This is a genomic window from Micromonospora sp. NPDC085948, from assembly GCF_040686315.1.
In the GTDB taxonomy this organism is placed as follows: domain Bacteria; phylum Actinomycetota; class Actinomycetes; order Mycobacteriales; family Micromonosporaceae; genus Micromonospora.
In genome coordinates, this window is sequence record NZ_JBFBJW010000006.1 from 327526 (window position 1) to 352026 (window position 24501).

Genomic DNA, 24501 nt, shown 5'->3' on the forward strand with positions numbered 1-24501 from the left:
ACTACCCGAGGCCCGGGAGCAGGTAACACCGATCGCCGGCCGGAAAATCCGGCCGGCGATCGGGTGGACGACCGGGTCAGCGCAGGCCGTTGCGCCTGGCCACGCTCACCAGAAGGTCCGGGTCGTCGGTGATCATGCCGTCGACGCCGAGGTCGATGACCCGCTGCATCACCGTCGCGTCATCGACGGTGTACGGGATCACCTTCAGTCCGTCGCGCACCTGAAGCGTGCGTACGTCCGGTCCGTGGAAGTATGCCGGGTTCTCCCGCAGGTACCAGTCGTCCGAGGCGACGGTGCCCTGCTTCGGGTCGTGCACCTGCCAGTTGGCCGACACCGTGCCGGCACCGGCGGCCCGGGTCAGCTTGCCGAGGTCCTGGTACTTCCACCAGTCCAGCCCACCGGTCCACGGGCTCTTCACCGACGGGTTGCCGTACGCCGCCTGCAACGAGCACTCGTCGGCGACGGTCGCGCACTCGGCCGGGCCGTACTGCCAGACCAGCGCGACCGTGCCGATCCGCCGGTCGAGCTGCCGCGCGTACGTGATGGTGCGCCAGTCGAACGACTGGATGGTGGCCCGGTTGGTGAAGCCGGCGCGCTGGATGGCGTCGACCAGCTTGCGGGTGAAGCTGCGGTACGGCTCGGTGTCGTTCACCACCGGGCTGATCTTCGTCTCGATGTTCATCCCGATGTCGCTGCGGCCACTGGCCTTCACCAGGGCGAAGACCTCGTCCAGGGTCGGGATCCGGGCACCCGGCGCGGGCACCTGCGCGGGCAGCTCGGGCAGCGTCTTCGTGCCGCAGTCCACGGTCTTGAGCTGCGCCAGGGTCAGCTCGTGCACCGGCTTGCCCACGTACGGGAACGAGGGGTCACCGCGGCGCACCGGCTTGGTGTCGACGCAGTGTGACCCGTTGACGGTGCGGTCGTGCAGCACCACGAGCTTGCCGTCGGCGGTCACGCCGGTGTCCAACTCCAGCGTGGAGATGGCCCGGTTGGACAGCGCGTTGGAGAAGGCCGGCAGGGTGTTCTCCGGCCGGGTGGCCCGGCCGCCCCGGTGCGCCTGGATGTCGAACGGCGCGGCGTACGCCTTCGGCAGCCGGTAACCGCGCTGCGCCAGCAGGCCCCGCAGCCGGTCCGGGTAGTCGGTGATCATGCCGTCCACGCCGTCGTCGATCAGCTTGGCCATGGTCGGCACGTCGTCGACGGTCCACGGGATCACCTTGATCCCGTAGCGGTGCGCCTCGGCGACCATCTCCTTGGTGACGTACGGCTGGTAGCCCGGGTCGGTGACCGTGCCGTTCTGCGGCATGCCGTGCACCGGTGAGAAGGCGCTGGCGCCGAAGCTGCGGATCGCCCTGATCGGGTCGCCGCCGAAGTCGTCGATGTCCAGCCCGCCCAGCCACGGCGAGGCGCCCGGCTGTCCGGTCTGCAGGAAGTCGTAGTTGGTCAGGGCGACGAGCGGCAGCTTCGGTTCGACCTGGCGCATGCGCATCAGCGCGCCCCAGTCGAAGCTCTGGATGGTGACCTGCTTGAGCAGCCCGGCGGCACGGATCTCCGCCGCGGTGACCCGGACGAACTGGTCGCGGGGCGCGGTCTCGGTCGGTGCCCCGGCCTCCACCTTGGTCTCGACGTTGAGCGTCACGTCCTTCGCCCGGTAGCGGTTCACCAGGGCGAAGACCTCGCGCAGCATCGGCATCCGGGCGCCCGGGACGGCGAGCTGACCGGGCTTGTCCGGCAGCGTCTTCGAGCCACAGTCGAGCGAGCGCACCTGGGCCAGGCTGAGCGTGTTGACGTACTTCCCGACGTACGGGAACTCCGGGTCACCGGGCGTCACCGGGGCGGTGTCGACGCACTTGGCGCCACTGACCTTCCGGTCGTGGGTGACGACGGCCTGGCCGTCCTCGGTGATCTGCACGTCCAGTTCGAGGGTGGTCACCCCCAGTTGGAGGGCGTTGCCGAAGGACGCGAGGGTGTTCTCCACCCGCAACCCGAGGCCGCCGCGGTGGGCCTGCACGTCGAATGTCCGGTCCGGTCGCGGCTTCGCCTGGGCGGGCACCGCGAGCCCGGTCGTCACCGTCGCGGCCACCAGGGCCGCGACGGCGGTACGGCGTACTGTGCGCACGCTGTCATCCCCTCTGCCGGTGGGCATCTCCCGCCGGTCGCCGGACAGCATGGACATCTCGGGCGGCGGGCAGGCGGCCAGCGGGCGGCGCGGCGGTGAACCACCGTGGACGACCTCCCGGTCACCCCGGGTTTGGTCGGCCGGAGGTCGGGCACGCAGTCAGTTCCACAGCTTCTGCGAGGTGATGATCGTGCGTGAGGACGACATGCGGCAGGACGCCGCCCGCCAGGCCGAGGATCGGATCGCCGGAGGCGTGTACGGCAAGGGTGCGGTCGACGAGGTGACGCTTCCCCGTACCGATGTGCAGAGTCAGATCCAGCGCGACGACCCGTTCGATCCGGCGAAGGAACGGATCGACCCGCAGGTGCTGCGCGACGGCGGACCGGTCGGCGGGCAGGGCGCGGTGACCACCACCGGTGGCACCGCCGGTCCGGCGAGCGTGCGACGGGTGGCCCGCCAGCCGGAGCGACACCGGGGCAAGGTCGCCCCGACGACGACCGGCGACGCCACCACCGGCGGCCTGAGCACGCCGCTGAGCGGCAACACCAGCGACCAGTCCACGTCCGCGCCAGAACCAGCCAAGTCGGTCCGAGACCGCTCCACCACCGACTGACCGCCCCCCTGGCGGCGTGATCATGAGGTTGACGTGGCGGTGAGAGATCACCGTCCACGTCAACCTCATGATCGACTCAGTGGGTGGGGCGGAGGACTCCCAGGCGTTGGGTGGCTCGGGTGAGGGCCACGTACAGGTCGCTGCGGCCGCGGGGGGACTCGGCCACCATCCGGTCCGGGTCGACGACCAGCACCGAGTCGAACTCCAACCCCTTGGCCTGCGCGATGGTCAGCACCACCACCCGGCTCTCCAACTCCGGATGCTCGCCGACGGCGGCCTCCGGCAGCGCGGCGGTCACCGCGGAGCCCAGCTCGCCCACCCGGCCGGCCGGCACGAGCACCCCGAGCCGACCCTCGGTCAGCGCGGTCGCCTCCCGGGTGGCCTCCGCGACGAGTTCCGCCGCCAACCGCTCGGCGGGCACCGTCCGGTCCCACGGGGGTACGCCGCCCTCCCGCACCGAGCGCGGCGGGCGCAGCGTCGGGTCGATCTCCGCCAGGACATCGGCGGCGACCGCCATGATCTCGGCCGGGGTGCGGTAGCTGACCGTCAACTCGGTCAGCCGCCACCGCTGCGCCACGTACGGGGCGAGGGCGTCCGCCCAGGACGGCGTGCCGCTGAGCGCGCCGGTCTGTGCCACGTCCCCGACGATCGTCATCGACCGGCTCGGGCAGCGGCGCATCAGCAGCCGCCAGGCCATCGGGGACAGCTCCTGCGCCTCGTCCACGATCACGTGACCGAACGCCCAGGTCCGGTCGGCGGCGGCCCGCTGCGCGGTGGTCAACCGGTCGGCCTCCTCCTGCCGCTCCAGCAGCCGGTCCGCGTCGATCAGGTCGGTCACGCCGAGGATCTCACCGCCCTCGGCCTCGTCCTCGACGTCGATCGAGCGGGAACCCCGGGCGATCTCCAGCACGCCCTCGGCGTACTCCCGTTCCATCATCCGGATCCGGTCCCGCCGGGCGGCAGCGGCCCGCTCGTCCTCGCCGAGCAGCTCGGCGGCCTCGTCCAGCAGCGGTACGTCGGCCGGCGTCCAGCCACCCGGCTCGCGGTGCAGCAGCGCCCGCTCGTCGTCGGTGAGCATCGGCGCGGCGGCGGCGATCCGGTCCGGATCGGCGTACAGGTCGGCGAGCAGGCGTTGCGGGGTGAGCACCGGCCACAGCCGGTCGAGGGCGGCCTGGACCTCCGACTCCTCGCGCAGCTCGCGGCGGATCTCGGCCCGGTCGGCCTCGTCGAGCAGGTTGTCCCCGCCCAGCGGGTCGGCGCCGATCCGTTCGGCCACCTGGTCGGCGAGCGCGTGCACGATCTCCGTCGCGAACAGCGTGCGGGCCAGGTTGTGCGGCCGGTCGACGCGCCGGACCCGGTCCCGGGCGGTGCGCACCGTTTCCGGGTCGAGGCGCAGCGCCTCCCGCTCGACCTCGATCTCCAGCGGCTCGTCCGGCACCCACTGCCGGTCCCGTACCGCCAGCGCCAAAACCTCCGCCAACACGCCCCGGCCCTTGAGCGCCGCGGTCTCGGCCGGTTCGGTCCGTTGCGCGCTCACGCCGGGGAAAAGATCACCCTGGGTACGCAGCAGCACGCCCGTCTCGGCCAGCGTCGGCAGCACCTGGGAGATGTAGCGCAGGAAGGTCGCGTTCGGGCCGACCAGCAGAACGCCGCGGCTGGAGAGTTCGCGGCGGTGGGTGTAGAGCAGGTACGCCGCCCGGTGCAGCGCGACGGCGGTCTTGCCGGTGCCGGGGCCGCCCTGCACCACCATGACGCCCGGCAGCTCCGCCCGGATGATCTCGTCCTGTTCGGCCTGGATGGTCTCGACGATGTCGCGCATCCGGCCGGTCCGGCCCGCGTTGAGTGCCGCGAGCAGGGACGCCTCGCCGGTCAGCTCCTCGTGGCCGCCGGGGGAGGCGCTGTCGATGTCGAGCACCTCGTCGTTGAGCCCGGTCACCTTGCGCTGCCGGGTCCGCAGGTGCCGGCGGCGGCGTACACCCTGGGGGTTGGCGGCGGTGGCGAGGTAGAAGGCGCGGGCGGCGGGGGCCCGCCAGTCCATCAGCAGCGGATCGTAGTCACCTGTGGTGTCGAAGATGCCGATCCGGCCGATGTAGTGGCGGGAGTCGTCGTCACCGTCGAGACGGCCAAAGCAGAGCCCGTTCTCCACGGCGGAGAACTGCTCGACCTGATCGGCGTACATCGCTACCGAGCTGTCGCGCTGCGAGCGGTCCTGGAGGGTCCCGCCGGTGTTGCGCAGTTCGGCCGTGAGCCGGTGGGCGGCCTGCTCACGTAGCCCGTCCAGCCGGTCGTAGAGCATCGAGACGTACTCCTGCTCGCGACCGATCTCGTCGTCGAGCGGCAATTCGCCGGAACCGCCGGAGTGCCTTGACAAGCCGTCTCCCTAAAGATTAGAATCCTTTGCAGGAACGGCTTATAGCCGTTCTTTTTTGTGTCCTCGAACTGTTGAAGATAGCGCGTTCCGCCGGTTCGCACCAAGCCCGGCGGGTCGGCGCCGGTGATCGCGAGGTGGCGTCGGATGATCCTGCGGGCCGGGCAACGCGTCGTCTTCATCGGCGACAGCATCACCGATTGTGGTCGGCGCGACGTCGCCGCGCCCTACGGCTCCGGTTACGTCAGCCTCGTCCGCGCGTTCGTCGACGCCCGGCACCCGGAGCTGGAGCTGACCTGGGTCAACCGGGGTGTGGGCGGCGACACGGTACGGGACCTGGCCGCCCGCTGGGACGACGACGCCATCGCCGAGCGCCCCGACTGGCTCGCGGTGCTGATCGGCATCAACGACATCTGGCGGCACTACGGCGACCGGCCGGAGGAGGCCGTGGGGATCGAGGAGTACGAGCGCACCCTGCGCGACCTGCTGGGGCGAGCGGTCACCGCGACCGGCTGCCGGCTGATCCTCGGTGACCCGTTCCTCATCGAGGCCGACCGTGGCGTCCCGCAACGCGCCGACACCGACCGGTACGCGGCGGTGGTGGCGAGGCTGGCCGCCGAGTTCGACGCGGTGCACGTGCCCAACCAGGCGGCGTTCGACCGGGTGCTCGCGGTCAGCCCGTCGACGCGCTGGGCCGACGACCGCGTGCACCCGTACCTGCCCGGCCACGCGGTCCTCGCCGACGCCTGTCTCAGCGCCCTCGGCACCGGCTGACTCAGCACCCGGCGCGCCCGGCCGCTGATCGAGCGCCCGCCTGCGCGCGAGGGCCGGACACGATGACGCCGGGCCAACCACGAGGGTCGACCCGGCGCGGACATCGGAGGATCAGCCGCGAGCAGCCTCGTAGAGCCGCTCGGGAGTGACCGCGCCGGCGAGGACCCGGCCGTCGTCGGTGAGCAGCACACTGAACAGCTTGCTGGTGAGTAGACGACCGCTACCCCAGTCGCCCTTGACCGCCGCGAGCCCGCCGAGCAGCTTCGACAGGTCCATGTCGGGTGCGGCGCCGGCCGGTGGCGCGGCCGGCTTCGCGTCGGCCGGCTTACCGCCCACGGCCGGCTTACCGCCCACGGCCGGCTTACCGCCCATCGCCTCGTCGAGGCGGGCGACCAGCACGGTCGTCCAGCCGGTGCCCACCGCGCGTACCTGTGGATCGCCCGCCGGCTCGACGTGGTCGGGCCTGCCCGCGCCCGGCCGCTCGGCCTTCTCCTCGGTGACGGTCACGCCGGGCGGTGGGTTGAAGGTGAACTGGTCCGCTGCGGGCCGGCGGTAGTCGATCTGGGTGAAGGCCATCTCGAACGCCGGCTGGTCGCTGCCCTTCGCGAGCACCTCGAAGCGCAGCGGCACGTGCTGCTTGGCGTCGATGGCGATCCGCAGCTGGTGCAACAGGGAGCCCTCGTCGCGCGGCTGGAGCACCAGCTCGTACGCGTCCTGACCGGCGACGGTCGCCGAGCGGCCGACGCTCACCTGGGTGCTCGGGTCGATCGCGGCCAACGCCAGGTCGGCGGCCTGCTGCGGAGTGGCCGGCAGGCTCGGGCGCGCCTCGGGCGCCGCCCGTCCGGTCTCGGCGTCGCCAAGCGTGCGGTGCCGGGCGGTGTTGGTCCGGCTCTCCCAGGTCCACAGGTCCCGGCCGTTGCGGATCACGTCCTGCTCGCCGAGGGTGTCCAGCAGCGCGACCCGCTGCCGCTCCGGGCCGGAGTACCAGACCCGCAGGGTGTGCGTGCCGGTCAACATGCTGGTCAGGTCGTTGCCGGGAATCAGCCCGACGAGTGACGGCAGGCCGAGGTCGGCGCGCTGCACGACGGTCCCGGAGACCCCCTCCAGCCGGGAGGTCTGCAGGTCGACCAGGAGTTGGGCGGCGGTACGCGGCGGCAGGCTCGGCTCAGCCTCGGCGGCGAACGTGCCGATCGCAGCTCCACCGCCGATGACGGCGACGGCTGCGGTGGCCGGAACCAGCCAACGAAGGACGGGACGGCTTCTCAGGACGGACATGGTGGCACCTCCTGCTGCCATCCTCCTCCCTCGGGCCTGAGAACGTGCTGAGGACGCCGAGTCGGCACCTGTTGACCCGGGTGGCACCCTTGAACCGTGCGGTTGCTGGTGGTGGAGGACGAGGCCCGGTTGGCGGATGCCCTACAACGCGGCCTGCGGGCCGAGGGGTTCGCGGTGGACGTGGCGCGGACCGGCCCGGCCGGCCTGGACGCGGCCCGGCACGGCGGGTACGACGCGATGATCCTGGACGTGATGCTGCCCGGCCTCTCCGGCTACGAGCTGGTCCGCACACTGCGAGCGGAGCAGCACTGGTTGCCGGTGCTGATGCTCTCCGCCAAGGACGGCGAGTACGACCAGGCCGATGGCCTCGACTGCGGCGCGGACGACTACCTGACCAAGCCCTTCTCGTACGTGGTGTTGCTGGCCCGGCTGCGGGCGCTGCTGCGTCGGGGCGCGCCGGAACGCCCGGCGGTGTTGGCCGTCGGTGACCTGCGACTGGACCCGGCCCGCCGACGGGTGACCCGCGCCGACGCCGAGGTGACGCTCACCGCACGGGAGTTCGCGCTGCTGAACTACCTGATGCGCCGGCCCGGTCAGGTGATCTCCAAGATCGAACTGCTGGACCACGTCTGGAACGCGAGCCTGGAGACCGCGCCGAACATCGTCGAGGTGTACGTCGGCTACCTGCGCCGCAAGCTCGGCCGGGACCGGTTGGAGACGGTCCGGGGCGTCGGTTACCGGCTGGCGACGTGACCACGGGCGGGCCAGCGCCGGCCCGTCGCGCATGGGGCGGCTGGCTGCCGGTGCTGGGGCTGCGGGGGCGGCTCCTGGCGATCGGAGTGTTCGGCCTCACCATCGGGCTGGCCCTGGGTGGGGTGGTGCTGCTCGGCGCGCTGCGCTTCGTGCTCCAGCGAAACGTCGACACCGAGGCATTCCGGACCGCCGACGCGGTCGCCCTGCTCGCCGCCGAGGACGTGCTGCCCGACCCGCTGCCGGTGGCCGGTGGGCAGGTCCGCGTCCAGGTCGTCGACGGGCAGGGACGGATCAGGGCGGCCTCGATCGACGCCGACCGGCTCGTCCCGATGGTCCGCCCGGAGCGGCTGCACCGGGACCGTCGGCAGCAGTTGGACGTGCCGGCGGAGCGGGTCGGGCTCGCCGGCCCGGTGCGGGTGGTGACCGTGCCGGCCGGCACGGCGGACGATCCGCTCACCGTCCTGGTCGCCCGCTCGATGGCCGACGTGCGGCAGAGCACCCACGTGGTCCGGGTCATCCTCCTGGTGGCCTTCCCGCTACTGGTGGCCGTGCTGGCCGGCGTGGCGTGGCGGGTGGTGGGCGCGACGCTGCGGCCGGTCGAGGCGTTACGTCGGGGCGCCGAGGAGATCACCGGGCGGGCCGGTACCGGTCGGTTGCCGGTGCCCGCGTCGGCCGACGAGATCCACCGGCTGGCGGTCACCCTCAACGGCATGCTGGACCGGCTGGAGTCCGGCCGAGCACGTCAACGGGCGTTCGTCTCCGATGCCGCGCACGAGCTGCGCAGCCCGTTGACAAACATCCGGACCGAGCTGGAGGTGGCGCAGCGCCTCGCCGATCGCACGGACTGGACGGCGGTGACCGCCAACCTGCTGGCCGACACCGACCGGCTGAGCCGGCTGGTCGACGACCTCCTGCTGCTGGCCCGCCTGGACGAGGCTCCGCCGGCTCGGGGGACCGGCGCGGTGGAGTTGGGCGGGCTGCTGACCGAGGTCGCCGCCCGCTACCCGGCGTCGCCGGTGCGGGTGGCCATGCCGCCGGGCCCGCTGTGGACGATCGGCAACGCCGACGAGTTACGGCGCGTGCTGGCCAACCTGGTCGACAACGCGGTACGGCACGCGGCCGGCGAGGTGGTGCTCGCCGCCGAGGCGTCGGCGGCGCGGCCGACGGTCGGGCCCGGCGTTGGGGCGTACCACCTGGTGACGGTGACCGACGACGGCCCGGGGATCCCGGCGGCCGATCGGGAGCGGGTGTTCGACCGGTTCACCCGCCTGGACGACGGCCGCGCCCGCGACGACGGCGGCGCCGGCCTGGGGCTGGCCATCGTCCGGGAGTTGGTACGACGTGCCGGCGGCAGCATCACCCTCACCGACGCCCCGGAGCAGCACGGGCTCCGGGTGTGCCTGCTGCTGCCGGCAGCACCGGCCGAGGCGTCTCCGGGGCACATGGTTGACGCACCGTGATGGCGCTGGTGCCCCCGCTCACCCACTTCGGCATGCCGTCGGCGTGGCCTTTGTGACGCGCTGTCACATCTGAATCGCCAGGCCAGCGGTCACGGTCCGTCAGCCTGTCAGGTCAGCGGCGGCGGGTGCAGACCTGCTCGGAGTTGGCGACGGTGTCGGTGGACCAGACCACGGCGACGGTGAAGCAGTAGTCGTTGGTGCGGTTGAGCGCGTAGATGACGTAGCTGGTGGTGCCCGCGGGCAGGGTCGCGAAGACGTTGCGGTCCTGACCGGTACGGCCACCCGCGATGACCACCGGACCCTCGCTGCCGGCCGGGTAGGTCCAGTTCAGCGCGATGCTGTCCCGGGTGTCGCGCAGGCTCACCGCGCCGGGCGGACTGCCGGGCGGCGCCCCGGCGTCAGCCGGCGTGGGCGCGGCACTGCCCGAGCTGGGCGCGGGGGCGGCGGGCGCGCTGGCGGTGGGGGAGCTGCTCGCCGGCGGCGGAGTCGGCTCGTCGTCGCCGTCGACCCCGGCCACCCCGGCGATCACCGCGGCCGCGCCGAGCAGCACCACGACCACGCCGGCCACCAGCACCGGCACCAGCCGGTTGCGCTGTGCCGCCGGTGCCCGGTGTACGGGGACCGGCAGCAGACGCGACGGCGTGTAGGGCTCAACCGGCGCGTACGGGTCAGCCGGCGTGTACGGGTCGGCCGCAGCGTTCGGGTCGGACGGCATGTACGGGTCGGACGGCGTGTACGGGTCGGACGGCGTGTACGGGTCGGACGGCGTGTACGGGTCGGACGGCGTGGCGGGGCGGTGCAGCCGGTACACCCCGGGCTGCTCCTCGGCGCCGCCGGCCAGCCCGATCACCGACGGGGGCACCGGTGGGTCGGCGTGGTGGGACGAGGGTTCGTCCGCCGTCTCGGGTGGCCACCTGGTGCCCGTCGACCCGACCGGCTCGTCGGCGGGTGTTCGCGGATTCGGAACCGTGCCGCCGGCCGTCGACCCGCCCTGGTGGGGGGCCGGTGGCTGGTGGTCGGGCTCGATCGGGTCGTCGTCGTGCGGTGGGACGCGGGCGGCCGGCACCACAGGCGTGTCCCGGGCGGTGGGCGGGTTGTCGGCGCAGGCGTGGTCGGGATTGGCCGCCGCTCGGGCCAGGGCCGCCACCTGTGCGGCCAGCGGATCGTCGGCGGGCAGGTGCTGCCGGCACAGCTCGCGGGCCAGCGCCAGGTTGTCGTGCGCCTCGGTGAACTGCCCGCAGTCGCGCTGCATCGCCCCGAGCCGCGCCAGCATCTTGATGCCGCTGGGGTGCCCGTCGCCGTAGATCTCCCGGTGCAGCTCCCAGGCGTCCTGGAGCCGGTCCCGGGCGAGCGTGCACTGACCCCGGGCGTACTCGACGGTGGCCAGGTCGGCGTGTGCGGCGAGCACCCGCAGCGACTCGGGGCCGTCCTGCGCGGTCAGCTCGATGATCACTTCCTGGTAGAGCCGCGCGGCCCGGGAGTGGCTGCCGACCCGGTGCAACACCGCGGCCAGGGTCGCCGCGGCGGCCACCGTGCGCGGGTCGGAACGGCCGTGCAGCCGGGTGGTGGCCGCGTACGCGAAGGCGGCCCATCCTCGGGCCGAGTGCGGCTCACCGAGTGCGACCAACACCCTCGCCTGGAGGCTGGCCGCCTCGGCCAACTCTCCGGTGGCGTTGGCCGGGCGGGGGTCGGCGTCGGTGAGCGCGTCGGCGAGCAGTTGCTGCGCGCCGGCCAGATCGCCGGCCGACACGAGGTGGTGCGCCTGGTCAGTCAGTTCGCCGAAGCCGGAAGACACGCCCCATCGTGCTCATTCGACGACGGTAAGTACAAGACCCGCGCCGGTGTCGATTGGTCAGGATCTCCTCAGGTGGTCGGCCAGGGTTTCGCTGATTCGGCGCAACTGGTCGACCTGGGCGGGGCTCAACGCGTCGAACAGGTGTCGGCGTACCCCCTCGACGTGGCCGGGCGCGGCGGCCGCGAGGGTCGCGAAACCCACGTCGGTGAGCAGCGCGACCTGCCCACGCCGGTCGGTGGGGCAGTCCTCGCGACGCACCCATCCGGCCGCCTCCAGCCGGGCCACCGCGTGCGAGAGCCGGCTGCGCGACGACCCCGCGGCCTCGGCCAGGTCGCTCATCCGTAGTTGGCGGCCGGGGGCCTCGGAGAGCCGGACCAGGATCTCGTAGTACGCGTGCGGCATGCCCGCCTCGCGCTGCAGCTCGCGGTCGAGGGTGTCCATCAGCATCCGGGACGCGGCGAGGTACGCGCGCCACGTGCGCTGTTCGTCGGGGTCCAGCCAGCGGGTCATGACGGCCATCATAGCTCAGGTGGTTGAACGTTCAACCAAACCGCGCTAGCCTGGGGGCATGGGTATCCACCGGCTCAACCACGCGGTCCTCTACGTCAGTGACCTCGCCCGCAGCGTCGCGTTCTACCGGGACGTGCTGGGCTTCCGTGCGGTGGCGATGACCCCGGACGGCTTCCGGGGCGCCACCTTCCTCCAGGCCCCCGACTCCACGAACGACCACGACCTCGGCCTGTTCGAGATCGGTGCCGGAGCTGGACGGTCGACCGCAGGCCGGGCCACCGTCGGCCTCTACCACCTCGCCTGGGAGGTGGACACCCTCGACGAGTTGGCCGTCACCGCCGAGCGGCTCGCCGCCGCGGGTGCGCTGGTCGGCACCTCCGACCACGGCACGACCAAGAGCCTCTACGGGCAGGACCCGGACGGCCTGGAGTTCGAGATCGTCTGGCTGGTCCCCGCCAACCTGCTCGACGACGCCGCGCTGACCGCCCGCAAGCAGATCGGTCGGCTCGACCTGGACGCCGAGCGGCAGCGCTACGGCGGGCAGACCCGGGGCGGGGTGGGGATCTCCGTGCCGGCCTGACCAGGCCGTACGGTAGAACGGACCGATGTCGACCGACCGGACCACCGATTTCCTCCGCGCGCTGCTGGTCCGCCAGCTGACCACCTGGCTGCCCACCGCCCTGCACCGCTCCCGGCGGGCCACCGTGGCGCTCGCCGGCACCGACGCGGGCGGCGCGGTGGCCGCGCTGCAGCTGGTCGCCGCGCACGCCGACCAGCTGCGCGGGCGGCAGGTGACGGTGCTGGTGCTGGCCGACGGCGCACCCGACCTGCCGGCCCGCCTCGGCCCGGTCGAGGCGGAGTTGCCCGCCGAGGTCACCGTGCACCTGCTGCCCGGCGCCCCGGACCGGCTGCCGGTCGCCCTGAAGGCGGCCGGCGCGGCCGGCTCGCCGCTGTTCTCCTTCGTGGACGTGCCCGGCGAGGTGAGCCGGGACCTGCTCACCGCCGCCGCGAACGGCCGTACCGGGGAGGTGCTGCTGCACGCGGGCAGCAGTGCCCGTCACGCGCTCGTCGCGGTCGGCTTTCCCCTGGTCGCCGAGTTGGCGCCGGTGCTGCCGGATGGCGAGGCCGCCGGCGTGATCGCGTTCGGCAGTCGCTCGGACCGGAGTCTGGAGGCGGTCCGCGACGCGCTCTGGGCGGTCGGCGCGGACCTCGGCGTGCGCTACCGCGACCCGGCCGGCGCGACGGTCGACGTGGCCGGCGATCCCGACCTCGAACCGCTGGCCCGCGAGCTGCTGGCGGAGCTGCGGCGGGGCGGACCACGGTCGGTCACCGAGCTGCGTCGGCACACCCTCACCGCGACCGTCTACCGTGCCGCCGACGCCAACCGGGCGCTGGCCGACCTGCTCGACGCGGGCGACGTGCGACGCGACCGCGAGGCCGGCAAGCTCGCCGGTGACGAGCTGATAACGCCGAGCTGACCAGGCCCGTCCCCGCCCCCGGGCCGGGAGTTGGGAGCCCGCAGACGCCGAGCGGGGTGCCGGTGAATCACCGGCACCCCGCTCGACTCCCGGGAGGCTACGACCGGGACTTGTCCTGCTTCCAGGACAGCGGACCCGGCAGGTCGACCCGGTGCGCACGGGCCTTGGAGTTCCAGGACCAGCGCCCGATCTTGATGCTCCACGAGGAGAAGCCGTTCTCGGTGAAGTTCAGGATGATCGGACCGTACTTCTTGCGCTTGCGAAACATGAGGCCCATCGGAGGTCTCCCCTCGTCACCGTTCCCTGCCGTGTCGAGATCGAACATGCCCGAACCGACAACTTTTGAAACCCTCTCGCCGTCCGTCCTGGACAGTGCCGGTCGTGCACCGCCAATCTCTATTCAACAGATAGGTGTTCTGCCACGGTAGGCACTGCTAGGGGCGCTTTGTTGCATCGGCTACGGTGCAATTCTCACCTTCTGGAAGACCGTTGACCGGCCGATCCCGTCCCGGCAACATGAGGTCATGTCGCAGCGGGATGAGCTTCACCTCACCGCTCGTGTGCACGTCGACCTGGTCCGGCACGCGAGCGCGCTCTGTTGAGCTGACCGGTCCACCCGGCTCGGCTCCAGCGTCACACTCACACCGCCGGCCCGCTCAACGCGGAGCAGCGTGCCTCCCCACCCCCTCCGAGCGTCCCCGCCTCCCACCGTGGACAGATCAGGAGACTGCGCATGTCCCCACCTCGTTTCGCCGACGCCCCGATCACCGCCGCGCGCCGCTGCTCCGGCGCTCCCCGACAGACCCTCGCGAACCCGGCGCCGGCCCAGGTGTCGGCATGACCACCGTGGAGCGTCCACAGGTGGACGCGGCCGAGCTGCGACCGGTGAGTTCGGACCTGTTCCGTGCCCTGCTGCGTCGACAGGCCACCAGTGTCACAGTGGTCACCGCTGTCGCCCGCGCCACCGACCCCGCCCGCCGGGGTGGGATCGGCGCGGCGATCCGGGCCGGTTTCACCGCCACCTCGTTCACGTCGGTGTCGCTGGACCCTCCGCTCGTCTCGTTCTGCCTCGGGACGGCGTCGTCGAGCTGGCCGGTGCTGGCCCGCGCCGAGCACGTCGCGGTACACCTGCTGACCGCGGGGCAGCGGGACGCCGCGACGATCTTCGCCACCAGTGGCATCGACCGGTTCGCCGCGTACCCGGACTGGACGCCTGGACCATTCGGGGTGCCGCTGCTGACCGGCGTGCTGGCCCGACTGTTCTGCCGGGTGGTGCACCGGGTGCCCGCCGGCGACCACACGCTCGTCATCGCCGAGCCCCTGGCGCTGGGCGACGGCGGCGACGGCACGCCACTGGTGCACCACCGCGGCGGCTACACCGCGCCGGTGCCCCGGTGAGGGCAACGACCTCACCGGACCTGCTCGCGTTGGACCGGGCCGCCCAGGACCTGCTGTTCCGGGCGGCCCGCACCGCCAACACGTTCACCGACGAGCCGGTCACCGACGCCCAGGTCGCGGCGATCCACGACCTGATCCGGTACGGGCCGACCGCGTACAACGGTCAACCGCTGCGGGTGCTGTTACTGCGCAGCGCGGCGGCCCGGGCGCGACTGCTGCCCCACCTGTCGTCGAGCAACCGGGCGAAGACCGCCAGCGCTCCGCTGGTGGCGGTGCTCGCCGCCGACGTGGACTTCCACGAGCGGCTGCCCGAGCTGTACCCGCACCGCCCACAGGCCCGCGACTGGCTCGCCGATCGGGCGACGCGGGTCGAGCAGGCCCGGTTCAGTGCGACCCTGCAGATCGGCTACCTGCTGGTGGGCGTACGCGCGGCGGGGCTCGCCGCCGGTCCGATGGCCGGGTTCGACGCGGCGGGCGTGACCCGCGAGTTCTTTCCCGACGGGCGGCACGAGGCGCTGCTGGTCATGAACGTGGGCCGTCCCGGCTCGGGCTCCTGGCAGGATCGGCTGCCCCGGCTGCCCACCGAGGACGTGGTCCAGACGCTCTGACACGCCAGTGGATCAGCGTGGCTCCCAGGCGCGGGTTGATCAGCGTGGCTCCCACGCGTCGGGCAGTGCGGTGAGCTTGCGCACGTGGGCGGGCAGTCGACCACTGACGATCTCGGCGAGGCTCACCTCGTCGACCACGCGCCGGACTGCCGCCCGCACCGCCACCCACAGGCCGGGCAGGTTCTCCGCCGCGCCCTCGTACCGGGTCTCCTCGGGGCGCAGGCCGCGCACCCCGGCCAGCGGGCCGTCCACCGCCCGCAGCACCGCGCCGACGGTCACCTCGCGCGGCGGACGGGCCAGTGTGTAGCCGCCCTCGGCACCGCGCTGGGCGCGGACGATGCCGGCCCGGCGCAGATCCGCCAGGACCGCCTCCAGGAACTTGCGGGGCATGTCCTGCTCCCCGGCGATGGCCTGGGTGGACAGCAGCGAGGGGTACGCGGTGGCGAGGCTCAGTGCCGCCCGTACCGCGTAGTCGCCGCGCGCGGAGATCTGCACCCTGTCATCATGCCCGGCCGGTGCCGCGGGCCGGTCCGGTGGGCGACCCGGACGGCCCGGCGTGGCCGCCGTTGGCCGCTTCGCCGAGCGCGCCGGCGCGGAATCTGCCACCAACGTTGGCGCCCGTCGGCTCGACGGGCGGTCGAGGCCGGACCACCCGGCCGGTCGCCCGGTGGTCGCGGGCGGCCCGGAACGCGCCGGGGCTGACCCCGACCTCCCGGGTGAAGAAGCGGCCGAAGTTCGTCGGCTCGGAGAAGCCGAGCTGCCGGCCGATCTGGGCGATCGGCTGGTCGGTCGCGGCGAGCAGCCGCCCGGCCTGCAAGGCGACCCGCTCGTCGATGACCTGCTTGGCGCTGCGGCCGGTGACGGCCAGGCACGCCCGGGTCAGGGTACGCACCGAGCAGCGGAGATCGGCGGCATAGTCCTCCACCCGTCGGGTGTGCGGGTAGCGGTGCTCCACCTCCTGGCGGAACCGGTGGAACGTCTCATCCTCGGGCCGGGGGGTCGGGCGGTCGGCACCGGCCAGGGTGAGTCGCAGCAGCAGCACGGCCAGTTGGTGGCGGAGCAGCGCGCGGGCGGTGCGGTCGTCGGGGTGCCGCTGGCAGTCCACCGCCAACTGGCTCACCTCGGTGATCACCGCGTCCTCGTCCTCGCCGGCCAGCTGCCGCCAGGTGACCGGCGCGTCCGGGTCGACGTCGAAGCCGCGCAGCGCCTCGGGGTCCCAGGAGACCACCGTGGCGTCGAACTGCGGGCCGGCGCAGCGCAGCGCCTGGCCGGCGCGGACCCGCAGCAGTGTGCCGGGCCGGCACGGCAGGAGGTGGAAGTCGAGTTCCGCGTCGCCGTGCCCACGCGTGGTGAGGATCAGCAACTCCTGCTTGACGATCACCGGCCGACGCCAGCCCGGGTCACCGGCAAGGGCGGCCAGCGCGAACGTGGCGATCTCGTCGGGTACGGGTGGAGCCGAACCGATCGGTGGCGCGGGGGAGGGACCGGTGAAGACCATCGCCTGCGACGGTAGTCCGAACCGCAGGTCACCGCATCCCAATCGACGTGGGTCGGAGAATCGGCGCCGCCCGCGGGGCTTGTCGCCGTCCCGGCGGCCGGGCTACGTTACCCGGCGGTAGTGCCGTCCGGTCCGCGGTCCGCCCGGCGCTCCGCCGGCCGCCAGACCGGTCGGCGGACCCGCCGACTCGCGATGGGATGGGCATGACGCAGCTGTTCTCGGTCGAAGGTAAGACGGTCCTGGTCACCGGCGGGTCGCGGGGGATCGGTCTGATGATCGCCCAGGGCTTCGTGCGGGCCGGCGCACACGTGATCATCTCGTCCCGGAAGGCCGACGTCTGCGAGGCGGTCGCCAAGGAACTCTCCGCCGAGGGCCGGTGCGACGCCATCCCCGCCGATCTCGGCGACGACGCCGGTGCCGAGGCGCTGGCCGCCGCCGTACGTGAGCGCTTCGGCCGTCTCGACGTGCTCGTCAACAACGCTGGCGCGACCTGGGGCGCACCGCTGGAAACCTACCCGGAGGCCGCGTTCGACAAGCTCTGGGCCGTCAACGTCAAGGCCGTCTTCCGGCTCACCACCGCGCTGCTGCCGGCGCTACGCGCCGCCGCCAGCGCCGACGACCCGGCCCGCGTGATCAACATCGGGTCGATCGACGGCATCCGGGTGCCGTGGATGGAGGTGTACGCGTACTCGGCCACCAAGGCGGCCGTGCACATGCTCACCCGCAGCCTGGCCCACCAACTCGCCGCCGAGCAGATCACCGTCAACGCGATCGCGCCTGGCCCGTTCGAGAGCAAGATGATGGCCTTCGCGCTGGAGGACCCCGCCAGCCGGGCCGCCATCGAGCAGCAGGTGCCGCTGGGCCGCATCGGACGCCCCGAGGACATGGCCGGCACAGCCATCTACCTGTCGTCGCGGGCGGGCGCCTACCTCACCGGGGCGGTCATCCCCGTCGACGGCGGCATCACCACCCACGGCTGAGCACCGGCCACCCCGGGTCGGGCTGCCCGCGTACCCCCGGGTGTGCCGGGGCCGCGCGGACTCGGCAGATCCGCGCGGCCCCGGTATGGCCGGTGTTGCCCGTTCAGGCGGTGCTCAGCGACCGGCGAGCAGCCGGTTCACCGCGGTGTCGACGTCCAGGTGCTCGGCTTCGCGGCCGCGCGGGACGACGACGTACGTCCGTCGAAGGAAACGCACCAGAACGCTGCGCGGCACCTCGAAGAGGGCGTTGCCGTCCGGTGACGAGAGGGCCAGCGCGACGAAGTCGCCGCGCGGTGTGGCCCAGGGCCAGACCCGAACATCACCGATGCCGGCCGGCTCGTCCAGGCCGGTGACCAGAAGTTCGCGAGCGAACGACCAACTCACCGCCTCGCCCCCTGCCGATTCGGCATGGAACAGGACATGGACCGCATACGGGTCAGCAGGGTCGTAACGCAGACTGGCACGCACCGGCAAGGCGGTGGCGTCAGGTGCGACGAGCCTTAGCGACGTCTCGACCTCTACGGTCGTCGGTCGGATGACACTCATGGACGTTCTCCCCCCGGCACCGCTGCGGAACGCGCGTGTCCCGCTTTTCCCATACTCAGGTGCTACTCCTGGCTACGCTCCGCCATACGCTGACTTCACCCAGTGGTGGGAAGGGGGACGGAAAGACCGCGTGAATGTGAGCATTCATGTAGGATTTCCGGTTCTGCCCAGTGCGTGATCCCGCCCGGCATCGGGTGGTTCAGTCGTCGACTTACTCCGGTAACGTCCAGTCGGCCGTTGCAGTGACGGGCCTGAGCGACACTGGGGGGTGAAATGGTGGCGAAGAAATCCTCAGTGGATCGGCCCGCGGCGCCCAGCCCGCCGAAGGTCGCGGTCCGAGCAGCCGAAAAGCGGGGGTACGGAACACCGATGGAGCAGCCCGAACGCGCCGATCGGCCAACGTCCGGCGCCGATCGTCCCGGCGGCGTCCTCGTCGTCGGGGAACCGCCGCGCCGCCCCCGCTGGCGGGAACGGATCGCGCTGACACTCGACCTCATCCGGGCCAACCCCACCGGCCGGATCGCCCTCAAGATCTTCATTGCGATCGCGGGAGCGATCGTGGTGACCATCGGCATCGCTCTCATCCCCCTGCCCGGCCCCGGCTGGCTGCTGGTGATCGCCGGATTGGGCATCTGGGCCGTGGAATACCACTGGGCGCGCCGGCTGCTCGGCTTCACCCGCCGACACGTCTACGGCTGGACACAGTGGGTGACTCGACAGTCACTGCTGGTGCGAATCGTCCTCGGGTCCGTCGGCCTGGTCTTCGTGGCCACCGTGGTCTGGCTGTCGCTCAAGTTCAGCCTCGGCATCGACCTGGTTGCCAAGGTGATGCAGTACCTCGCGACGCACTGACCCCGGATTTCCGGTCTCGTTCCACGATCGGGTAGAGTCAGTGGCGCTGAGGGCGATTAGCTCAGTGGGAGAGCGCTTCGTTCACACCGAAGAGGTCGCTGGTTCGATACCAGCATCGCCCACTCTCAGTTTTTGCAGGTCAGAAGCCCGTTGCCGAGATAGTCGGTAACGGGCTTTGCGGTATGTGCGGCTTACGTTGGGAGTAGCGGCTCTGGGTGGGTAGTCCTGCCGGCGGCTACCGGGCAGTCCGATGCCCCGATCGTTCGACCGTCACCGTTCCGGTGCAAGCTCCGGCAGTCTCATGAGGGCTCCGACAACAGCAGCCTCGTGGCTGCCCTACAGCCAGGCGGTCTGCGGCGCCCTGGCATCGCGGTGGTACCTGAATCGGCCGGTCGAAGGTCCGAGACGGGCTCGGCGCAAGGCGTGGCGAACCAGAGTTGGCCCGCTCCGGCTGATCGTTGGCGAAGATTGAGAGCGCCACAGCGTGAACCGTCCATGTTGTCCGGATCAAGAGTGCTGTGGTGTAAGCCACCAGGTGCGGCCGCTAAACGGAAGTGCGGTCCAGGCGGCGGGCGGAGATCGTCTGGAGCCTGGCCATCAACCGGTTCGCCGTCCAGGTGCTCGTCGGGATTCTCGTGCTCATGCTGCTCGGTGATGCCTGGGTACGCGCATGGGGGCGGCTGATCAGTGAACAGTCCGTACACGCGTAGCTCGTGCTGGCGCCGGCCTGCCCAGTACGGGTCGTCGATGGCCGGTGGCGACGACGGCCTTGTCGGCGCGGTCATGGGACTGCCGGGATCAGGTCGTCGTCGCGGCCGGTCAACGGCAGGCCGGCGGTGGTGGCGATGCGCTCGATCGCCTGCTCCAGGGTGGTGGTCTCGGGGAGGACGAGTTCGTCGGGCCAGTCGAGGACGTCGCGTGGGGTGTACCAGCTGCGCAGGTTCTCCGGCGACACCTCCGCCGCCATGGGACGCGTTTCGTGGCGCCGTAGGGTCTCTGGTAGCGACACGTCGAGGTAGACGAAGAGCGTTCGCCCGCGGTGCGCGTCGCGCAGTTCGGTGAGCATGCTCCGGTACCGGGCGGTGTGCATGATTCCTTCCAGGATCACGTGGTAGCCGTGGTCGAGACAGAAGCGGACGTTCTGCGCCATGAGCGTGGGTGCGAGACCACCTGGCTTGTCACGTTCCCTGAGCAGGATCCGCCTAATATGATCTTGGCCGACGAGGGCGCAGCCGCGGCCGTGCCGATACCGCAACTCACGGGCGATGGTGCTCTTACCGGAGCCGGAGTTCCCGCGGAGGCAGATCAAGATCGGCAACTCGGTGTTGCTCATCGGTCTGTCTCCGGCCAGGTGATCGCGGTCAGCGTGTGGCGGCGGGGCACGAGCAGCCGCAACCGTTCCGTGTCGGGCAGTCGTGTGCCGGCCGGGTGCACGGTGATGTCCGGGCCGGCGCCGGCGCGGACCTGCCGGTCCCAGGCCACTGTCAGTGCCATCAAATCGTCAGTCAGTCTGGTGGCGTGCGGACCGAAGCCGTGCCCGCCGAGCTGCCACGTCGTCGTGTCGTGGCCGCGCATGGTCAGGTAGGCAAGGCTGTCACCGGTCAGCAGGGTGGGGCAGAAGAAGCGGTCCTGTGGATCCAGCAGGCCGGCGGTGCGGTCCCGGTCGACTCTGAGCACGCCGTACGGGCGGGGTTGACTGGCCAGCCAGAGGTGCAGGCTCTCGAGGCAGGTGCTCATGCTCATGTCCAGGGTCACCGGGAAGGACACCTCAACCCGTGGCCCATCAAGGGCAGCGCGGAGGGCCTCGGCATTGCTGGTGGTGGTGGCGTCGTCCAGGTGGAGAACGGCGTCGTCGCCGCGCAGCGGCACCCGACGGGCCGGGTCCCGGCCGTGGCCCTGCATCGCGACGAAGCCGCACTGCACGGACGCTGTCGCGGCCAGGTGGTCACCTGCGGACTGCAGGGTGAGGCACCGGGTGTTGCCGCGCATCCGCAAGGGCACCACCAGTCTGCCGGCTGGTGCGAGCTGGTCGGTCCACGCGGGTGGGAGGTCACTGGCCTCGACCGTGACGAGCACCGCGTCCCACAACCCGTCGGCGGGATGGCCGTGGACGCCATCGGCGTGGACCACCTCGACCTGCGGGTAGCCGGCCTGTGCCAGCGCCGCTTGCGCGTGGGTGACGACCTGTGCGTCGATGTCGACGCTGACGACCGTTCCGGTCGGGCCGACGACCTCGGCGATCAGCGCGGCGTTGTACCCTCCTGAGCCGATTTCCAGGACCCGGGCTCCAGGCCTCAACCCGGCGGTTTCCACCATGTACGCCTGCAACCACGGCGCGGAGATCGAACTGGTCGCCTTCCCGTCCGAGCCGCGTCGGGTGACGAAAACATCATTCGCGTACGCGGTCTCGATGCTGGTGCCGGCCGGGGCGAACAGGTGCCGCGGTACTGCGGTGAACGCCGCCGCCACCTCCGGTCGGGTGATCCAACCTCGACTGCGCAGTTGGTCGACCAGCTGCCGGCGAGCGTCCTCCGCCGTCAACGCCCCGGTCGTTCTGCTTTCAGGTCCCACGAGGGCATCTCCTCCCACGAGCGAATGTCAGGTGAGCAGCCGGCCGACCGCGACGGGCGTCGACCCGTTCTGGGATACGGCAGGTCGAGATCAGGAGACCGGCACGCCGTCTTCGAGGTAGCGGGTCGACCCGTCGGCACGCGCCTGGAGGCATTCGCTGACGCGCCGGGCCAGCAACGGCTGCAACCGCTGGCGCGTCTGCGGCGGGGCAGACCACGCCCAACCCTTCAACTCGGCGGGCGGCACGACGATCCGCTGCGCCTGAACCGCGTCCAGGACACCGCCGTCGAAGACGAGCATCACACCGTCGGTACGGCCAGCACGGGCCGGCACCCAGTCCACGACGAGCAGCCGACCCGGCGTCAGGCGCACGCCGAGCTCTTCGCGGCACTCCCGGACCGCCGCCTGCCACGGCGACTCGCCGACCTCAACACTGCCCCCGGGAATCTCCCAATCCGTTTTGTACGCCGGCTCGACCAGCAAAACCCGATCCTGCGAATCGGTGATCAACAGTCCGGCCGCCATTCGCTTACGCGGAAGACCAGCGGTGAATTCCTGGGCGTCGGAGGGCATGCGGGCACCCTAGAACTCCAGGCAGCCGACACGCCCGCAGCGCCGCGCACCGACAATGTCGGCACATCCCCGACACCGCTGACGAGGCGCGTTCGTGGACGTGCTTCCCGATCGACCGATGCGGCTGCGGGAGCCAGTGCGGGCGCACCAAGGTACTGGCCGGCAGTTCACTAGCGGTCGGCGGTCCGGTGCGACTTCCGCTGCCCGGCGGCCAACGACGATCAATCCCCGTTCTGCGTGTTGCTGCTGTCCGCCTCACCGCCATAGAACCTTCACGATCGGCGCATCTACCCCCGTTATGGCGTGCTGTTCGACGTGGGCCGCCCCGACGCCGCCGGCCGGACGCTGTCGAACCAGGCATCGTCGACCACGCTGAGAAGGCTCTGCGCGCATTGCGCGGCGTCCGCGGCCGTACAGATGCGCTGGATCGGCGACCACCTCCACGCCGAAGCCACCCTCGTGGTCGACGCCACCCTGGGCCTCGTCGTTTACCATTCGATGGTGTCCGAAGACACCAGGCAGAGCTCCACCGCGGAGCCAGCTCGGCAGCGGTTCGTTGTCTGTGGGGACGGTGCGGTGGCCCGCCGTCTGGTCACTGAACTGGCAGACCGCTACGGTGTCGCGGTCACCGTGGTCCTGCCGTCGGCGAGCGACCACCACCTACCCGACCTTGCTGACCTCGCTTCGGAATTCAGCGTGGCCGAGGGACAGCCGGAGATCATCATGGCCCGTCGCCTGACCGGGGAGGTGCTCGATCAGGCTGGGGTCCGGGACGCTGCGGCCGTGGCGTTTGTCGGCCTCGACGACGTGACAAATGTGGATGCCGCCATGATCACCAGGGACCTGGCTCCCGATGCTCGGCTCGTGGTCAGACTGTTCAACCCGGTGCTCGGCGAGGGCGTGGCCACGATGCTCGGGGACTGCGCCGTACTCTCCGGATCCGAGATCGCCGCACCGGCGTTCGTTGCCGCCACGCTCGGGGACGCGACGCCGACGTACGTGCGGCTGCGCGACGGTGAGCTGCTGCGTAGCGTGATGCGCAGCGCCGTTGACCCGGCCGGTGCGGATGTGGTTTGCGGCTTGGCCGACACGACCGGCACGGAGCCGGTCGTCCTTCCAGTAGACCAGGATTCGGCAGACCTGGTGCTCGTCCGCGCATACGGACAGCCCCGATCGGACCCGCCGCGTCGACGACCGCGCCTGCTTCGGGCCCTCGGCCTGGTGTTCAGCCGCAATCTGCGACTGGCGTTGGTCGGCACGGCCGCGATACTCGCCGCGGCCAGCGTCCTGCTGGCGTACACCCGCGGCGTGAACCTCGCGGAGGCCGCCTACCTGACGCTGCTGACCGCGATGGGAGCTGCCGAGGTCGAATCCGCCGCACCGCTCACCGAAAAGGTGACAGCGGTGGTGCTGGTGGCCACCGGGGTGGCGCTACTTCCCACCGTCACGGCCCTGGTGGTGGACTCACTGGTGCGCGCCCGGCTGGCGGTCGCCGCCGGCGGCATGATCGAACCGATCGACAACCATGTCGTGTTGGTGGGACTCGGCAACATCGGCACCAGGGTCCTGGAAGAACTGCATTCCGTCGGCATCTCCGTGGTCGCCGTCGACCGCACCGAGTCGGCACGAGGAATCGGTGTCGCCCGTGAGCTGGGTCTGCCGGTGATTGTCGGCGACGCGACCCGGCCCGAGACACTGCGAGCCGCGTCCGTACACACCTGCCGGGCGCTGGTGGCGTTGACCGACGACGATGTCACCAACCTGGAGACCGCCCTGTCCGGGCGGTCCTCGCATGAGGCGGACCGAGCACGGTCGGCAGCGACCAGGCCCCCATTGCGGGTGGTGTTACGGCTGTTCGACGACGGCTTCGCGGAACGCACGCAGCGCATACTAGGCATTAACGAATCGCGTAGCGTTTCATCCTTGGCAGCGCCGGCGTTCGCAGCCGCCATGATGGGCCAGCAGGTCATCGACACCATCTCGGTCGGCCGCCGGGTATTGCTGGTGGCCGAGTTCCCCGTGGGCGCCGGGTCCGAGCTCGAGGGACGGTACTGCCACGACGTCAACCAGCCGGGCGCAGTGAGGGTGATCGCGGTGCGGACCGGTCGGACGGGACAGACCATCTGGTCGTTGCCGGAACGTCGGCCACTGGTCCGCACCGACCGGCTGATCGTGCTGGCCACACGCGCCGGTCTCGCGGCGCTGTTGCCGCGCACCATACCCAGCCCCGATGCTGAACCACTGGCCGATGTCGCGCCCTTGCGGCTGCTTGCGCCGGCACCGCGCGATGGTGAGTGAACGCTCCCCGTAGGCCGACCGTACCGCGTGTG

Annotated in this window: 25 protein-coding genes and 1 tRNA gene; 14 read left to right on the forward strand and 12 right to left on the reverse strand. The window is 71.6% G+C overall.

Annotated features, from left to right (window positions below; all coding sequences use genetic code 11):
• Positions 1-76 precede the first annotated feature (76 nt).
• Complete coding sequence (locus AB0O48_RS18970) at positions 77-2119, reverse strand: glycerophosphodiester phosphodiesterase family protein (RefSeq protein WP_365067112.1); 2043 nt, start codon at positions 2117-2119, stop codon at positions 77-79.
• Positions 2120-2309: 190 nt separating this feature from the next.
• On the opposite strand from AB0O48_RS18970, the gene AB0O48_RS18975 reads away from it, so the two are divergent.
• Positions 2310-2732, forward strand: coding sequence for a hypothetical protein (locus AB0O48_RS18975; protein ID WP_357247972.1), 423 nt, complete (start codon positions 2310-2312; stop codon positions 2730-2732).
• 76 nt (positions 2733-2808) lie between these two features.
• Here the strand turns inward: AB0O48_RS18975 and AB0O48_RS18980 are convergent, their stop codons facing one another.
• A complete protein-coding gene (locus AB0O48_RS18980; RefSeq protein WP_365067115.1) occupies positions 2809-5103 on the reverse strand; it encodes an ATP-binding domain-containing protein in 2295 nt (764 codons plus the stop codon).
• A gap of 144 nt (positions 5104-5247) precedes the next feature.
• Between AB0O48_RS18980 and AB0O48_RS18985 the strand changes: the two genes are divergently transcribed.
• A complete protein-coding gene (locus AB0O48_RS18985) occupies positions 5248-5874 on the forward strand; it encodes an SGNH/GDSL hydrolase family protein (RefSeq protein ID WP_365067118.1) in 627 nt (208 codons plus the stop codon).
• Positions 5875-5985: 111 nt separating this feature from the next.
• Here AB0O48_RS18985 and AB0O48_RS18990 read toward each other — a convergent pair whose 3' ends face one another.
• On the reverse strand, positions 5986-7149 hold the full coding sequence (locus AB0O48_RS18990) for a sigma-E factor regulatory protein RseB domain-containing protein (RefSeq protein ID WP_365067120.1): 1164 nt from the start codon (positions 7147-7149) through the stop codon (positions 5986-5988).
• 96 nt (positions 7150-7245) lie between these two features.
• Between AB0O48_RS18990 and AB0O48_RS18995 the strand changes: the two genes are divergently transcribed.
• Both AB0O48_RS18995 and AB0O48_RS19000 read left to right on the forward strand, forming a co-directional pair.
• Positions 7246-7902 carry a response regulator transcription factor gene (locus AB0O48_RS18995; RefSeq protein ID WP_357247983.1) on the forward strand — a complete coding sequence of 219 codons (657 nt, stop codon included), beginning with the start codon at positions 7246-7248 and terminating at the stop codon, positions 7900-7902.
• Between the two features lie 74 nt (positions 7903-7976).
• On the forward strand, positions 7977-9362 hold the full coding sequence (locus tag AB0O48_RS19000; RefSeq protein ID WP_365067276.1) for an ATP-binding protein: 1386 nt from the start codon (positions 7977-7979) through the stop codon (positions 9360-9362).
• A gap of 112 nt (positions 9363-9474) precedes the next feature.
• On the opposite strand, the gene AB0O48_RS19005 is transcribed toward AB0O48_RS19000, so the two are convergent.
• Positions 9475-11157 (reverse strand): tetratricopeptide repeat protein, encoded by a 1683-nt coding sequence (locus AB0O48_RS19005; protein ID WP_365067123.1) that lies wholly within the window; start codon positions 11155-11157, stop codon positions 9475-9477.
• Between the two features lie 57 nt (positions 11158-11214).
• Positions 11215-11676, reverse strand: coding sequence for a MarR family transcriptional regulator (locus AB0O48_RS19010; RefSeq protein WP_357248077.1), 462 nt, complete (start codon positions 11674-11676; stop codon positions 11215-11217).
• 49 nt (positions 11677-11725) lie between these two features.
• Between AB0O48_RS19010 and AB0O48_RS19015 the strand changes: the two genes are divergently transcribed.
• Together AB0O48_RS19015 and AB0O48_RS19020 are read left to right on the forward strand one after the other, a co-directional pair.
• Complete coding sequence (locus AB0O48_RS19015) at positions 11726-12247, forward strand: VOC family protein (protein ID WP_357247987.1); 522 nt, start codon at positions 11726-11728, stop codon at positions 12245-12247.
• Between the two features lie 25 nt (positions 12248-12272).
• On the forward strand, positions 12273-13145 hold the full coding sequence (locus AB0O48_RS19020; RefSeq protein ID WP_365067127.1) for a hypothetical protein: 873 nt from the start codon (positions 12273-12275) through the stop codon (positions 13143-13145).
• Positions 13146-13242: 97 nt separating this feature from the next.
• Here the strand turns inward: AB0O48_RS19020 and AB0O48_RS19025 are convergent, their stop codons facing one another.
• Positions 13243-13422, reverse strand: a complete 180-nt coding sequence (locus tag AB0O48_RS19025) for a DUF4236 domain-containing protein (RefSeq protein WP_030333600.1) — start codon at positions 13420-13422, stop codon at positions 13243-13245.
• 247 nt (positions 13423-13669) lie between these two features.
• Between AB0O48_RS19025 and AB0O48_RS19030 the strand changes: the two genes are divergently transcribed.
• The 3 genes from AB0O48_RS19030 to AB0O48_RS19040 all read left to right on the forward strand — a co-directional run bounded on the left by AB0O48_RS19030 (position 13670) and on the right by AB0O48_RS19040 (position 15151).
• Positions 13670-13747: a putative leader peptide gene (locus AB0O48_RS19030; protein WP_350938629.1), complete on the forward strand. Its 78-nt coding sequence runs from the start codon at positions 13670-13672 to the stop codon at positions 13745-13747.
• Positions 13748-13982: 235 nt separating this feature from the next.
• Positions 13983-14543: a flavin reductase family protein gene (locus AB0O48_RS19035; protein WP_357247992.1), complete on the forward strand. Its 561-nt coding sequence runs from the start codon at positions 13983-13985 to the stop codon at positions 14541-14543.
• A complete protein-coding gene (locus tag AB0O48_RS19040) occupies positions 14540-15151 on the forward strand; it encodes a malonic semialdehyde reductase (protein ID WP_365067131.1) in 612 nt (203 codons plus the stop codon). Before AB0O48_RS19035 ends, AB0O48_RS19040 begins: the two co-directional genes overlap by 4 nt.
• 39 nt (positions 15152-15190) lie before the next feature.
• On the opposite strand, the gene AB0O48_RS19045 is transcribed toward AB0O48_RS19040, so the two are convergent.
• Both AB0O48_RS19045 and AB0O48_RS19050 read right to left on the reverse strand, forming a co-directional pair.
• Positions 15191-15646, reverse strand: a complete 456-nt coding sequence (locus tag AB0O48_RS19045; RefSeq protein ID WP_355032917.1) for an Rrf2 family transcriptional regulator — start codon at positions 15644-15646, stop codon at positions 15191-15193.
• A gap of 7 nt (positions 15647-15653) precedes the next feature.
• Positions 15654-16649, reverse strand: a complete 996-nt coding sequence (locus AB0O48_RS19050; RefSeq protein ID WP_365067135.1) for an AraC family transcriptional regulator — start codon at positions 16647-16649, stop codon at positions 15654-15656.
• Positions 16650-16852: 203 nt separating this feature from the next.
• On the opposite strand from AB0O48_RS19050, the gene AB0O48_RS19055 reads away from it, so the two are divergent.
• Positions 16853-17629, forward strand: coding sequence for a glucose 1-dehydrogenase (locus AB0O48_RS19055; protein ID WP_357248001.1), 777 nt, complete (start codon positions 16853-16855; stop codon positions 17627-17629).
• A 114-nt stretch (positions 17630-17743) separates the two neighbouring features.
• Here AB0O48_RS19055 and AB0O48_RS19060 read toward each other — a convergent pair whose 3' ends face one another.
• Positions 17744-18175 (reverse strand): SsgA family sporulation/cell division regulator, encoded by a 432-nt coding sequence (locus AB0O48_RS19060; RefSeq protein WP_007457244.1) that lies wholly within the window; start codon positions 18173-18175, stop codon positions 17744-17746.
• 369 nt (positions 18176-18544) lie between these two features.
• Between AB0O48_RS19060 and AB0O48_RS19065 the strand changes: the two genes are divergently transcribed.
• From AB0O48_RS19065 to AB0O48_RS19075, 3 genes are all read left to right on the forward strand, one after another.
• Positions 18545-19027 (forward strand): TIGR02611 family protein, encoded by a 483-nt coding sequence (locus AB0O48_RS19065; RefSeq protein ID WP_357248003.1) that lies wholly within the window; start codon positions 18545-18547, stop codon positions 19025-19027.
• A 50-nt stretch (positions 19028-19077) separates the two neighbouring features.
• Positions 19078-19149, forward strand: a tRNA-Val gene (locus tag AB0O48_RS19070).
• Positions 19150-19581: 432 nt separating this feature from the next.
• Positions 19582-19737 (forward strand): hypothetical protein, encoded by a 156-nt coding sequence (locus AB0O48_RS19075; protein WP_357254526.1) that lies wholly within the window; start codon positions 19582-19584, stop codon positions 19735-19737.
• A gap of 71 nt (positions 19738-19808) precedes the next feature.
• Here AB0O48_RS19075 and AB0O48_RS19080 read toward each other — a convergent pair whose 3' ends face one another.
• The 3 genes from AB0O48_RS19080 to AB0O48_RS19090 form a co-directional block, all read right to left on the reverse strand.
• Positions 19809-20360: a kinase gene (locus AB0O48_RS19080; RefSeq protein ID WP_365067140.1), complete on the reverse strand. Its 552-nt coding sequence runs from the start codon at positions 20358-20360 to the stop codon at positions 19809-19811.
• Positions 20357-21598, reverse strand: a complete 1242-nt coding sequence (gene fxlM, locus AB0O48_RS19085; protein WP_365067142.1) for a methyltransferase, FxLD system — start codon at positions 21596-21598, stop codon at positions 20357-20359. Before fxlM ends, AB0O48_RS19080 begins: the two co-directional genes overlap by 4 nt.
• 90 nt (positions 21599-21688) lie before the next feature.
• On the reverse strand, positions 21689-22171 hold the full coding sequence (locus AB0O48_RS19090; protein WP_365067145.1) for an NUDIX hydrolase: 483 nt from the start codon (positions 22169-22171) through the stop codon (positions 21689-21691).
• A 303-nt stretch (positions 22172-22474) separates the two neighbouring features.
• Here AB0O48_RS19090 and AB0O48_RS19095 point away from each other — a divergent pair, with 303 nt between their 5' ends.
• The gene (locus AB0O48_RS19095; protein ID WP_365067148.1) at positions 22475-24469 is read left to right on the forward strand and encodes an NAD-binding protein; all 1995 of its coding nucleotides are present in this window, start codon (positions 22475-22477) and stop codon (positions 24467-24469) included.
• Positions 24470-24501: the final 32 nt, after the last annotated feature.

Coding starts and splice junctions, on each gene's coding strand:
- AB0O48_RS18985 (WP_365067118.1), top strand. CDS start 5,248: ATGATCCTGCGGGCCGGGCAACGCGTCGTCTTCATCGGCGACAGCATC.
- AB0O48_RS18990 (WP_365067120.1), bottom strand. CDS start 7,149: ATGTCCGTCCTGAGAAGCCGTCCCGTCCTTCGTTGGCTGGTTCCGGCC.
- AB0O48_RS19010 (WP_357248077.1), bottom strand. CDS start 11,676: ATGGCCGTCATGACCCGCTGGCTGGACCCCGACGAACAGCGCACGTGG.
- AB0O48_RS19015 (WP_357247987.1), top strand. CDS start 11,726: ATGGGTATCCACCGGCTCAACCACGCGGTCCTCTACGTCAGTGACCTC.
- AB0O48_RS19020 (WP_365067127.1), top strand. CDS start 12,273: ATGTCGACCGACCGGACCACCGATTTCCTCCGCGCGCTGCTGGTCCGC.
- AB0O48_RS19025 (WP_030333600.1), bottom strand. CDS start 13,422: ATGGGCCTCATGTTTCGCAAGCGCAAGAAGTACGGTCCGATCATCCTG.
- AB0O48_RS19030 (WP_350938629.1), top strand. CDS start 13,670: ATGTCGCAGCGGGATGAGCTTCACCTCACCGCTCGTGTGCACGTCGAC.
- AB0O48_RS19035 (WP_357247992.1), top strand. CDS start 13,983: ATGACCACCGTGGAGCGTCCACAGGTGGACGCGGCCGAGCTGCGACCG.
- AB0O48_RS19050 (WP_365067135.1), bottom strand. CDS start 16,649: ATGGTCTTCACCGGTCCCTCCCCCGCGCCACCGATCGGTTCGGCTCCA.
- AB0O48_RS19055 (WP_357248001.1), top strand. CDS start 16,853: ATGACGCAGCTGTTCTCGGTCGAAGGTAAGACGGTCCTGGTCACCGGC.
- AB0O48_RS19060 (WP_007457244.1), bottom strand. CDS start 18,175: ATGAGTGTCATCCGACCGACGACCGTAGAGGTCGAGACGTCGCTAAGG.
- AB0O48_RS19065 (WP_357248003.1), top strand. CDS start 18,545: ATGGAGCAGCCCGAACGCGCCGATCGGCCAACGTCCGGCGCCGATCGT.
- AB0O48_RS19080 (WP_365067140.1), bottom strand. CDS start 20,360: ATGAGCAACACCGAGTTGCCGATCTTGATCTGCCTCCGCGGGAACTCC.
- AB0O48_RS19090 (WP_365067145.1), bottom strand. CDS start 22,171: ATGCCCTCCGACGCCCAGGAATTCACCGCTGGTCTTCCGCGTAAGCGA.